The 12416-nt window shown below is 71.1% G+C and carries 8 protein-coding genes and 1 pseudogene; 4 read left to right on the top strand and 5 right to left on the bottom strand.

What is annotated here, in order from left to right:
• Positions 1–85 precede the first annotated feature (85 nt).
• The 3 genes from F0Q45_RS11125 (at position 86) to F0Q45_RS11115 (ending at position 1825) form a co-directional block, all read left to right on the top strand.
• On the top strand, positions 86–550 hold the full coding sequence (locus F0Q45_RS11125) for a hypothetical protein (RefSeq protein WP_149654009.1): 465 nt from the start codon (positions 86–88) through the stop codon (positions 548–550).
• 78 nt (positions 551–628) lie between these two features.
• Entirely contained in the window at positions 629–955 is a 327-nt protein-coding gene (locus tag F0Q45_RS11120) for a hypothetical protein (RefSeq protein WP_149654008.1), read from the top strand.
• A gap of 186 nt (positions 956–1141) precedes the next feature.
• Entirely contained in the window at positions 1142–1825 is a 684-nt protein-coding gene (locus tag F0Q45_RS11115) for an 8-oxoguanine DNA glycosylase OGG fold protein (protein ID WP_149654007.1), read from the top strand.
• Positions 1826–2322: 497 nt separating this feature from the next.
• Here F0Q45_RS11115 and F0Q45_RS27625 read toward each other — a convergent pair whose 3' ends face one another.
• On the bottom strand, positions 2323–2910 hold the full coding sequence (locus tag F0Q45_RS27625; RefSeq protein WP_188112880.1) for a hypothetical protein: 588 nt from the start codon (positions 2908–2910) through the stop codon (positions 2323–2325).
• Positions 2911–3394: 484 nt separating this feature from the next.
• On the opposite strand from F0Q45_RS27625, the gene mobF reads away from it, so the two are divergent.
• Positions 3395–9220 carry a MobF family relaxase gene (gene mobF, locus F0Q45_RS11105; RefSeq protein ID WP_149654006.1) on the top strand — a complete coding sequence of 1942 codons (5826 nt, stop codon included), beginning with the start codon at positions 3395–3397 and terminating at the stop codon, positions 9218–9220.
• Here the strand turns inward: mobF and F0Q45_RS11100 are convergent.
• The 4 genes and pseudogenes from F0Q45_RS11100 to F0Q45_RS30470 form a co-directional block, all read right to left on the bottom strand.
• Positions 9217–9897 carry a hypothetical protein gene (locus tag F0Q45_RS11100; RefSeq protein ID WP_149654005.1) on the bottom strand — a complete coding sequence of 227 codons (681 nt, stop codon included), beginning with the start codon at positions 9895–9897 and terminating at the stop codon, positions 9217–9219. The two genes, mobF and F0Q45_RS11100, sit on opposite strands and share 4 nt — an antisense overlap.
• A 252-nt stretch (positions 9898–10149) precedes the next feature.
• Positions 10150–10896, bottom strand: a pseudogene (locus F0Q45_RS30480) (NHL repeat-containing protein); the annotation flags it as partial.
• Positions 10897–10968: 72 nt separating this feature from the next.
• On the bottom strand, positions 10969–11520 hold the full coding sequence (locus F0Q45_RS30475; protein WP_306439430.1) for a hypothetical protein: 552 nt from the start codon (positions 11518–11520) through the stop codon (positions 10969–10971).
• Complete coding sequence (locus F0Q45_RS30470) at positions 11402–12067, bottom strand: serine/threonine-protein kinase (RefSeq protein ID WP_306439429.1); 666 nt, start codon at positions 12065–12067, stop codon at positions 11402–11404. Before F0Q45_RS30470 ends, F0Q45_RS30475 begins: the two co-directional genes overlap by 119 nt.
• Positions 12068–12416: the final 349 nt, after the last annotated feature.

Raw genomic sequence — 12416 nt, 5'->3', positions numbered from 1 at the left:
GGGTTGACAGCCCACCCTCAGCCGGTTCGACCGCACCCCAGCGCTAACCGGCGCACCACCTGAGCACTTGAGAACGGAGCACACCATGGACCACGCATTCGAGCTCGCCTTCGACCTCTGCGACGAGGCCGCCGGGCGCATCCGACACCAGCGCTACGGCGTCACCCGCATCGTGTTGCACAACCACGGCGAGGTCCTGCTCACCGCCGTCCACGGAGACACCCCCGAGACCCGACAGCAGCTGATCCTGCTCGCCCACGACGAGTACGGACAGCTGGCCGCCGTCGAGGCCACCGCCGCGCACGCCGAGGCCAGGCCCTGCGCCCGCATCGTCAAGGTCCGCGCCGGTCAACTCACCTTCCACGCCGTCCCCGGTGAGCCCTGGACCTGGCGCGCCGCCGCCGGCGCGCACACCTACACCCTGACCGCCGAACTCGACGAGCCGATGTGGACCACCACCGTCAACGACGCGGCGCCGGTTGCCTACGACGACCTCGACGACGCCGTCGCCGACCTGCTCGAGCACGCCGCCGACACCGCCGCCGCCTGACCCACCCCAGCAGAGCCAGGTCCGCACCGCCGCGGGCCTGGCTCCTCTAGGCTGCACACCACCCAGGAAGGACACCCCATGCCCGACATCGACTTCGGTCTGGCCTACGACTTCATCAACCCGGCCGACGGCGTGCCCCGCCAGCTGCGCTTCGCGCGGAACTGGGCGCCGCCGGGTGACCCCCGCGTCTTCGACGGCACCGGTCAACTCGTCGCCATCGCCGATGACACCCGACGGGCCGACCACGGCCACACCACCGCCCTCAGCGCACCCGACGTCCACCTCGACGACGTGCGCGCCGCGCTGCGCGGCTGGGAGACCTGGGCCATGATCACCGACACCGAGGTCAACCTCGCCGAAGTCCGGCGCCGCATCGACTCCGCGGGCCTGGGATGTCTCCGGTGACCTGACGCCTCACCGCCCCGAGCCGGGTCGGCACTCCCCCTTGGGTTGGCCGGGCCCCGGTACGGCCACTGTGCGGAGCCCGCGGCGAGATACCCGGGTCGCCGCGCGCCTGGGGTCGGCGCATGCTGCTGCCGCAGCCACTGGCCAGGTGCTCTTCGTCGCGGCCGGGATCATAAGGTGACCAGCGTGCCCAGCTACGACGACTCGCACGCCGAGTGGGCGGCGCGCGTGTCTGCTCATTGCGGACACCACATCAAGCGCTTTGACCCGGCCACACAGCCGAAGATCGGTTTTCATCCCCGACCGTGGCTGCGGTGGAACGGCCACGACTCCGACGTGGCCTGGGCTCCCGACCATTACCGGGATGGCATCGATCGCGGCGATCTCCGGTTGCTCGCACAAGACCTGGGCACCGCGGCCAAACGCCGGCGGGCCTTCGTCGCCACTTTGATCTGGGGTGCCGGCCCGACCAATCGCTACTACGGTCGGCACGCCAAGGTGCTGGCGTCGCCCGACCTCCACGCCATCCTCGAACGCACCGTAGATCAAGTCGGTGCCGACGATCTGGAAGGTGCTTGGCGGACCGCAGCGGGCCTGCCCGGTCTGGGCTTCCGCTTCTTCACGAAGTGGCTGTGGGTCGCCGGAGCCGGTCAGAACTTGCTGGCTCCGCCGCTGGTGTTCGACAACCAAGTCCGCACCGGTCTGCGACTGACGCACTGGCCGTGGCACCCACGGCGCCTCAACGATCGCCGGCGCTGGGTCAACTACTGCAACGACGCCGCGGCGGTTGGCAACCGGCTGGGCGTCACCGGCGAATGGGCTGAGTACTGGTTGTTCAGCGGGGCGCCCGGCGCGCCGTGCTGCGAGTGACCTCGACGGCGGCCGGCCATCCCGGCGGCGGTCGCTGCTGCGGTCCGGTTCGCGGCGGGAGCGCTCGAGTTCGAGGACGGCGCGCATGCGACGCGGTCGGGCCGTGTGATCGCGTCCCGCGGCGCCGCCAGGCCCGTGCGGAGTCCGGCGGGTTGCCACCGGCGCGCCGTGGGTTACTCGCGCAGGCCCGCACATTGGCGGCCGGATCGGACGGCGTTGGCACGGAGAATTCGTTCCGCGGCGTCGTTGGGTGGGGTGAGCAGCCGCCGATTCACTTGAGCCGCCCGGCGACATCCGCACTCGCTGCCCGCGGCCCTTCCAGCGCAGCAGCGCACGAGTTGACCGGGCATGCCGTGCCGGGGGCGGCACCGCTCACCCGCATCCTCACGGCCCGGGCCTGGCGACTGCGCCTGCGAACGCCTCACCACCCCAACACCATCCATCCCGATCGGCTCACCGATCACGGTCGCCAGCCTCGGTGCCGACATCCTCCGCGGTCAGCGCACCGCGCCGCCCGCAGCCTCGCCCGCCCGTCGCACCGCCGCCGGCGCGCGCGCCGCCTTACCCTCCGACGCCGCAACCTCCTCCGCCGCCGTAGCACCTTCGGACGCCACCTCGCCCTGCGCCGCCCCCGCCATCGGCATCGCAGCCGGCGGCGCACTCTTGCCCGCGACCGCCCCCGGATTCTCCTCGGCTTCCCGAATCAGTTCGCGCACCGTCTTTTCGCTCACCCCGGCCATGCGCGCGATATCACCCAGACCTTCGCCGCGATCCCGCATTGACCGCAACGCCCGCCCGCCCCGCACGCGTTGGGCACCGCGGCGCGCCGCGGCCTGCTCCTGCAGCGCCGCCAGCCGCTCGGCCAGCCGCTCATCGATCCCGTCCGCGCGCTCGCGCGCGCTGAAGAACGCCGCCAAGTCCTCCACGTTGGCCCGGGTGCGCCGCGCCAGGGCCTCCTGGGCCGCCACGGCGGCCTCCCGGGCCGCGCGCCGCGCCGCCTTCGTCGTCCCACCATTCGCCATGACCCACACGCTAAGCCCCCCAAACGCCTTATGCCGCATCCGAACCCGACCAATTTCCGTCACGACCGCCCCGCGCTCGCGCACCCGTGCCCGCCCCACCCCGGCTGTCCCGTCCCGGTGAAGGTTGCGAGGAATCCGTTTGCGAATGCTGGCGTTTGCAAGGTAGGTCCGGACGGCGCAGCCGCGATTCGTCCGGACCTACCTTGCATTTTCGGCGACGTGGGACTTGCCCGTCGTGACCTGGCGGACGGCGGCCGAGGCCGCCACGTCGGCCATCGCCGCTGTCACAGCCAGCGTCCTTCGCCTTCACACGGAGCCAGCCCCCGCACGACATGCAGCCTCAACGCGACACTGCAACGCCTTATGCAACCTAGACCCGGAGATTGCAGTCTTCACCCGTACGCGACACCGGCCACCATCTACTTAGGTCACCTATGTACTGCCTTCGTCAAACCCCACACCTCTTGCACTCAGGTCACGAAAAGGTAACGGATGTCGCGTAAGGGTGGGGGCGCCCCTACTTTCGGCCTCGGGTGATGACGCGGTGATGGGCTTGCACAAGTTGACCGCCGGAGACGGCTACCTGTACCTGATCCGGCAGGTCGCGGCCGCCGACGCCACGCAGCGCGGCTGCCCCAGCCTCTCGGACTACTACAGCGCCAAAGGCGAAGCCCCCGGCGCCTGGCTGGGCCGCGGGCTGGCCGCGCTGGGCGCCCCCGCCTCCCGCGACGCCGCCGACCCGCTCGTCGCCGGCCTGTGGGGCGTGCCGCCCGGCTCCCCGGTCAGCGAGGACCAGATGAAAGCCCTCTTCGGTGAGGGCCTGCACCCCAACGCCGATAAGATCACCCGCCACCTCACCGGAGTCGGCGTCGCCGCCGCCGGCGCGCTCGCCGCCGCCCGCCTGGGCCGGCCCTTCCCGATCCGCGACGCCGACAACGAGTTCACCCGCCGCCTGCGCGCGGCCTACCGCGACTACAACACCGCCGTGGGCCACGACCCGAACGCCGCCGTCGCGCCCGAGATCCGCGCCCGGATCCGCACCGCCCTGGGCCGGGAGATGTTCGCCCAGACCCACGGCCGCCCCCCGGCCGACGACCGGGAACTGACCGGGTTCATCGCCCGCCACACCCGTGCCGCGACCACCGCGGTGGCCGGCTACGACCTGACCTTCACCCCGGTCAAATCCGTCTCGGCGCTGTGGGCGCTGGCACCTGGCCCGATCGCGCGGGCCATCGAGGACTGCCATCACCGGGCCGTGGCCGACACCCTGGAATTCCTCGAAGACCAGGCCGCGTTCGCCCGCATCGGCGCCCAGGGGGTGGCCCAGGTCGACACCACCGGGCTGATCGCGGCCGCCTTCGATCACCGCGACTCGCGCGCCGGGGACCCCAACCTGCACACCCACCTGGTCATCAGCAACAAGGTGCAGGCCCGCGGCGCCGACGGCATCCCGCGCTGGCTGGCCCTGGACGGCACCCCGCTGCACCACGCCGCGGTGGCCGCCTCGGAGTTCTACAACACCCGCACCGAAGCGCTGCTGGCCGCCGCGATCGGGGTGCGGTTCGCCGCCGCGCCCACCCGGTCCGGCAAGCGGCCGGTGCGCGAAATCGCCGGCGTCCCGGCCGAACTGATCCAGAAGTTCTCCTCCCGCAGCGCGGCCATCGAGCACCGCGTCGGCCAGCTCGCCAAGCAGTTTCAGACCGCGCACGGGCGCGAACCCACCGTGGTGGAGATGCTCGCCCTCTCGCAGCAGGCCACCCTGGAGACCCGGCAGGCCAAGCACGAGCCGCGCTCGCTGGCCGAGCAGCGCCACACCTGGCGCACCCAGGCCATCGAGGTGCTGGGCAGCCAGCGCGCCCTGACCGCGATGGTCGCCGAGGTCACCGGCGCCGCGGCCGCCCACCGGGCCGCGATCACCACCGAATGGGTCGACGCGCAGGCCGCCCGCGTCATCGCCACCGTCGCCCGGGAACGCGCCACCTGGACGGTCAACCACGTGCGCGCCGAGGCCCAGCGGCTGCTGCGCTACACCCAGCACCCCGGCGGCCCCGACGTAGCGCAGCGCATCGTGGCCGCGGCCCTGGGCGGGCACAGCATCGCGCTGAGCTCACACGCCGACACCGAACGCGACGAACCCGCCGCCCTGCGCCGCCGCGACGGGTCCAGCGTCTACACCCGCCACGACTGCACCCTCTACACCAGCGCCGCGGTCCTGGCCGCCGAACGGCGCATCCTGGCCGCCGCCGCGCTGCGCGGCGGGCGCACCGTCGACCAGACCAGCATCGAGCTGGCGCTGCTGGAACACTGCGCACGCCGCGGCGTGGCGCTCAACGCCGGGCAGGCCGCGATGGTGCGCGACATGGCGGTCTCGGGTGCCCGCGTGCAGCTGGCGCTGGCCCCGGCCGGCACCGGCAAGACCACCGCCATGGCCACCCTGGCCGCCGCCTGGCGCAACGGCGGGGGCAGCGTGCTCGGGCTGGCCCCCACCGCCGGGGCCGCCGAAGTCCTGGGCGAGGACCTGGGCGCCCCGACCGACACCGTCGCCAAGCTGGTGCAGCTCAGCGGCACCGCCGACGGGCCACCCGCACCCGCTGATGACCCGGCCCGATCCTGGTTCGACACCATCGGCGCCGACACGCTGCTCATCGTCGACGAAGCCGGCATGGCCGCCACCGCCGACCTGGACACCCTCATCGGCCACGCCCTGGCGCGCGGGGCCAGCGTGCGCCTGATCGGCGACGACCGCCAGCTCGCCGCCATCGGCGCCGGCGGTGTCCTGCGCGACCTCGCCGAGCGCCCCGACACCGTCACCCTGAGCACCGTCGTGCGCTTCACCCACCCCGACACCGGGCCCGCCGAAGCCGCCGCCAGCCTGGCCGTGCGCGCCGGTGACCCCGCCGGGATCGGCTTCTACCTCGACCACCACCGCGTGCACGTCGGCGCCGAGGCCGCCGCCGCCGACCTGGCCTATGCGGCGTGGGCCGCCGACCGCGCCGCCGGCCGCGACTCGATCCTGCTGGCCCCCACCCACGAGCTGGTCGCCGCGCTGAATGCCCGCGCCCGCCTGGACCGGCTGACCCGCGACACCCAGCCCAGCCGCCCCGCGCCCGGGGCCACCGTGACCCTGGCCGACGGGCTGACCGCCTCGGCCGGCGACGTGATCGCCACCCGCAAGAACGCCCGCTGGCTGGCCCCCGACGCCACCGGCAGCTGGGTCAAGAACGGGCACCGCTGGACCATCCGCACCGTGCACGGCGACGGGTCGCTGACCGTGGTCCCGCTGCGCGGCCGGGCCACCCCGGTGCGCCTGCCCGCCCGCTACGTCGCCGCCCACACCACCCTGGGCTACGCCAGCACCATCAACGCCGCCCAGGGCGTGACCGCCGGCGGCCGCGGCACCGACGGCACCTGCCACACCGTCATCAGTGACCGGCTCACCCGCGACCAGCTCTACGTCGCGCTGACCCGCGGGCGCACCGAAAACCACCTCTACGGCTCCACCTCCGAAGCCGACCCGCACCGCATCCTGGCACCCAAGGCCACCCACCCGCCCACCGCCGCCGACGTCCTGACGGCCATCCTGGGCCGCGACGGCGCGCAACGCTCGGCCCACAGTGTGGCCGCCGCCGACGCCGACCCGTTCACCCGGCTGCACCGCGCGGCCGCCATGTACTCCGACGCGCTGGGCGCCGCCGCCGAACAGCTCGCCGGGCGGGCCGTCATGTCGCGCATCGACGCCGCCGGCGCCGCGCTGGGCGCGAACGTCACCGACGCCCCGGCCTGGCCCGTGCTGCGCCGCCACCTGGCGCTGCTGGCCGCCGACGGACACGACCCCGCCCGCGCCCTGGCCGAGGCGGCCCGGGCCCCGCTGGACAACGCTTATGACCCCGCCGCGGTGCTCGACTGGCGCCTGCCGGCCCCGCCCGGGACGACCGGGAACGCGGGGCCGCTGCGCTGGCTGCCCCCGCTCCCCGACACCCTGTGCGCCCACCCGGCCTGGGGCCCGTACCTGCTGCAGCGCGCGCAGCTGGTCACCGATTTGGCCGAGCGGATCCGTGGCACCGCCCGCACCTGGGAGCCCCACACCGCACCCTCCTGGGCGCGCCCGCTGCTGGCCCGCCGGCCCGCGCTGATGGCCGAGATCGCCGTCTTCCGCGCCGCCCACGGCGTCGATCCCGCCGACACCCGCCTCACCGGACCCGAACAGCACGCCAACCGCTCAGCCGTCGTCCAGCAGCTCATCCACGCCCGCCTGGATGCCGAACTCACCCGCGCCGGCGCCGACACCGCCCGCTGGCGCCGCCTCGCGCACCGCCTCGACACCCATATCACCGCCGACCCGTTCTGGCCGCGGCTGGCCACCCACCTCGACGACGCCGCCCGCGCCGGCGCCGACGTCGCCGCCCTGCTGCACGACGCCGCCTCCCGGCACGGCCCCTTACCGGACGAGATGCCCGCTGCCGCCCTGTGGTGGCGCCTGGCCGGCACCCTGGCACCGCCCTGCCTGCAGCGCCCCGACACCAAGCTGCGCCCCCCGTGGACCGCCGAGCTGCACCACCTGCTGGGCACCCGCATCACCGAAGCGGTCCTGACCGACCCCGCCTGGCCCGCCCTGGTGGCCGCCGTCGCCGCGAGCGACTGGCCGCCGGCCGACCTGCTCGCCGCGGCGGCCGAACACCTGCGCGACATCGCCGCCGCCGAACCCCTGCGCCCCGACCAGTACGCCCGCCTGCTCACCTACCGCGTCGAGCTGCTGACCCACCACGCCGCCACCGTCGACCCCGACATCCCCCACCCCGCCGACGCGGCCGAGATGCCCTCTCCCGGCCACCAACTCGACCTCGTCCCCGGCATCCCCCACCCCGCCGACATCCTCGACGAGCCGCCACCCGACCCCTACGGCTTCGCCGAAGACGACCTCGCCGGCCTCGACCTCACCGACCTCGCGCGCCACCGCCCGACACCCACCCAGCACGAAGCCGACGTCGACATCCCCGCCCTGCGCGCGCGCCGCGACGCCGCCCGCCGCCACGTCCACCGGCTCGAAGCCGCGATCCTGCGCGGCACCGGCGGGCCCGCCGAACACGCCGCGGCCGCCGAACTGGCCGAGATGCACCGCCGCCACCACCAGCAGCGGCCCCTGCAGCGCGCCCTGGCCCGCGCGCACGCCCGGTGGGTGCACGCCGAAGACACCGCCGAGCTGCACCACCGGCTGCTCGACCAGATCGCCGCCACCGCCACCGCCGCCGCGCGGCTCGGCGACCACCCGGCCGCCGCCCGCTACCGGAAGCACCGCGACCACGTCGCCCAGCAGAGCGACCGCATCGACGCCGCCGTCCGCCATGCCCGCGAGCGCCTCGATGCCGCCCGCGCGGAGCTGCTGGGCGCCACGGGCGGGCCGGAAAGCATCGTCACCGACCGCGACATCCAGGACCGCCGCGCCGCGGCCTTGCGAACCGACACCGACGCTCTGGCCGAGGCCCGCCGCCGCGCCCGCGACCTCGATGACCAGCTCGCCCGCGCCGAGGCCCTGGCCGCCCGCGCGTTCGCCGAAAACCCCGCCCGCAGCTACGATCTGGCCGCCGACCTCCCGCGGCTGCGCGCCGAAGTCGAGCTCCTCGAGGCGGCCCGCGGCTGCAGCCCCGCCGCCCTCTACACACCCCCGACCACCGCGCTGGTCGGCCTCGACGACCCCCACCGCCGCGCCGTGGCCGCTATCGGCGACAGCGCGCTCAGCGTTCAGCTGCTGCACTGCCACCCCGGTGCCGACAAGGTCGCCGCCCTGGCCGCGCTTGCGGCCACCGCGCAACACCACCAGGGCCGCGTCCTGGCCCTGCCGGCCAGCCCGGCCGCCGCCGAACATGCTCCGTCGCACCGCTACTCCGACACCACCACACCCGACGACGCCCGCGCCAACGTGGCCAGCACGCGCTGGTCGCTGCCGTCGGGCAGCCTGGTCATCGTCGATGACGCCGACCACCTGCCGCCCGAGCGGCTGCGCTGGCTTGTCGACAATGCCACGGCCACCAACACCAAACTGCTGCTCGTCACCACCCCCGACGCCGCGCACCGCGACCCCAGCCTGCTGGCAGTTCTCGCCGAGAACCTGCCCTCGGCCCACCACATCGGAACCCCCGACCAGCGTCACCAGCAGCGCCCCACCGCGATTCAGCGCGTCGAACACCACCTGGCCACGACGGGTGGAACCAGCCCCGAAGGCGCCGAAGCCAGCCGGCTCCTTCAGCGCAGCGACCGGCTACTCGACCGCTTACGTGAAATGACCGACACCACCGCACATATCGGCGCCATGGCAGCACGAGAACGCGAATACACCCAGCAACAGCGTGATCACGGTAACGGCCTTGAGCTCTAAGCTGAGCTGAGGTCGTCGCCCCCACCCTCGGTCTTCTCTGCATACGACCGCACGACATGGCGCATAGCCCCCGTCGAGTCGAGCGTCACCACAAATGTTGAACCGTCGTCGGCACGAAGTACGACAGAGGCAGTCCCGGAGGACCTGTCGAACGAATATGAGAGTTGCGTCAATTCGTCCGGGTCCACACCGAACCCGACCAGAATCTCCATCCGTGCACAGCCGATCGCCTCTAACTCTTCGAGCCACTCGTCTGCGGTATCGGCGCGGTCGAGTCTCCCGTGAATCTTGCGGCCCAGCGCCTTTAGGCCATCCCAAACCGCGTTGCTAAGAACGCCGCCCGCGAGCCCGCCCAACCCGCCAATTGCAGCAACAAGCTCTAAAACCTCGACGGGCGGCGCCCCTCCGCCAGGCGTTATGAGACTTTTCTTTACGGTGATTTTCAACCGCTCTGCTAGTTGCTCTGAATCAGTCGATGCAGACATCCCGATACGCTCGACTTCCCGGCGAAGCACTCCACGGTTCAGCCCAGTTGAACTATTGCGGAGGCCGAGACGCAGACTCAACGTTTCTTGCGGGAGCGGACCGTCTGAGCTGACCTCGTAGGAAATCCATAGTGCGCCCGGGGTTTCGCCCGCGGGATCAAGAACGTCCTGTTCAGAGCCTTCATCTGCCATGATGAACACAATAGGTGCGAGTGGGTGGCCGTCACGCCGGGGCCAGTTCAAGTTGACATTGCGAAGTGAGACATTGGCGACCGGGAACGGCACGGGCGGCCGGAGAGAGGCGATGGCGTGCAACCCCCAGTTCCGGCTGCTTGTAACAATCCGTGAGTATTTCCGCGGCCGTCGCGCAAATAGCCGGTGCCTAATCAGTGGCTGTCGTAGGGGTTTCCCGTTGCTCGTCGGCTATCTCGCTTACCCGCTCGCCAGCTTGAGGACCCGGTCATTCTTGGCATCCGCGACGTAGACATTGCCGGCGTTATCCACCGCAACGCCCCTGGGTTCGTTGAGACCGGTGAACGGCATCACGGTCTGGCTATTGCGTGCGGCAGTTGCGTTGCCTGCTAGCTTGAGCACCCGATTGTTCTTTGTGTCGGTCACATAGACACCATCGGAGCTGTCCACGGCGACGCTCCAAGGCATGTCGAGGTCCGTAAATGGCAGCACGGTCTGGGTGTACGAGCCAGCGGCTAGCTTCAGCACACGGTTTGCTTTGTGGTCGGTGACGTAGACGGAGCCTGATTTGTCCACTGCAATTCCTCTGGGTCCGTCGAGGCCGGTGAACGCCAACTCGGTTTGGAAGCTCGAGCCCACCGCCAGCTTCAAGACGCGGTTGCCGTTGTAATCGGTGACGTAGACGGTTCCTGAGCTGTCCACCGCGATACCTGCGGGTCCGTCAATGCCGGTGAAGGGGAGCTCGGTAGGGGCAGAGGACCCCACCGTGAGCTTCAACACACGGTCGCGGTCGTATTCGGTGACGTACACGGCGCCTGTGTTGTCGACGGTCACGTCGAAGGCGATGCCCAGCCCGGTGAACGGCAGCTCGGTTTGGAGGGATGATGGCCCCGGCGCCAGTTTGAGCACTCGCTGGTGGTCGTAGTCAGTGATGTACGAATTGCCGTTGTCGTCGACCGCGACACCACTGGGATATTGAATCCCGATGAACGGGAGCACCACCTGCGTTGGGTGGGGTTGCCGCGCGGAGTGCCGCTGCGTGACGAAGCCGACTACACCTGCCAACACCCCCTATAACAGGATCGTGGCGATTCCGGGCGTCACCCAGCGATGGCGAAACCACCACTGTTGTAGGGCCAGCTTCGGCCCAGCTTGCCGCTTGGCAGGGGCACTCGACCTCGATGGGGTGGGTTTGTGTGGCGCGGCGAGTGTCGGCGCGGTTGAGTCCACCGCATGGCGGTCAGCTTCGACACGAGATTCAATCGGTTCGTTGATCAGCGCGGATGGTGGCCTGGGGTGGGCCGGATCGACTGGCGTATGAGACAGCGGCGCCGTGAGCGCGTGGCGCGCCGCAGCAGCCAGTTCGGTTGCGCTCTGGTAGCGCTGAGCAGGTTCTTTGGCCAGCCCGGTGGCGATGACAGTGTCCATCAAGGCGGGAATCCGTGCCGGATCATGAGTCGAAGGAGTGGGCGGTGGGTCGGCAAGGTGAGCCAGGGCAATCTGTTCAAAGGTATTCCCCCGGAACGGCACATGGCCGGTGAGGCATTGGTAGAGCACGCAACTCAGCGCGTAGATGTCGCATCCGGGGGTGGTTTCGCCGGTGCGGAACCGCTCGGGGGCCATGTACGACCAGGTGCCGATGGTCAGGCCGGTGGAGGTCAAGCCGGTCTCCCCTTCTGCGCGCGATACCGAAGTCGATCAGATACGCGAAATCGTCTTCATCAAGTAAGACGTTGCTGGGTTTGATGTCGCGATGCACCAGCCCGGCACTGTGGGCAGCCGTGAGAGCTGAACCGACCTGCTCGATGATTGCTACCGCCCGCTGCGCTGGCAACGGCCCCTCATCGATGAGAGTCTGCAGATCGCGTCCCTCAACGACGGGCATTGTCAGAAATAGCCGACCGTCGCTTTCGCCTACGTCGAGGATCATCACGATGTGTCGGTGGTTAAGGCGGGCCGCCTTGAGCGCTTCGCGGCGGAATCGCTCGCGGTATGTGGGATTGTCGGCATAGGTAGCCGGCAGGACTTTGAGCGCCACGATCCGCTCGATCACGGTGTCGCTGGCTCGCCATACTTCGCCCATGCCACCGCGGCCGAGCAATTCGATCAGGCGGTAGCGGCCGAACAGGGTGCCCTCTGCACCTCGGGATTCCCTGGCGTCGTCCTCCATGGCCAATCCCCCACATCGGTCGCGATTGCTCCAACACGCTGACCATAGACGACAGGATCACCGTTCGAGTTCGAGGCGGTCGACCTGGTTCCAACGCGTCGGACACCACCGCCACCCCGCCACCAGCGGAACCAGCCCCGAACGTATCCGCCGACTCCTCCGACGCCGCCACCAACTACTCGACCGCCCGCGCAAATGACCGACACCACAGCTAAACTCGATGCCGCCGCCGCCCGTGAGCGCGAACATGTTCAGCACCAAGGCGATCACGAGAACCGCCTCGAACTCCGGGCTGTGCGCCCAAGCGCTGAGCGGCCTATCATGTCAACCGCTGCCCGGTTCGGCTCGA

The sequence above is a fragment of the Mycobacterium simiae genome (assembly GCF_008370645.1).
GTDB classification, from domain to species: domain Bacteria; phylum Actinomycetota; class Actinomycetes; order Mycobacteriales; family Mycobacteriaceae; genus Mycobacterium; species Mycobacterium simiae_A.
The sequence above is the reverse complement of the archived record's forward strand: the minus strand, read 5'-3'. Positions and strand labels throughout refer to the sequence as shown.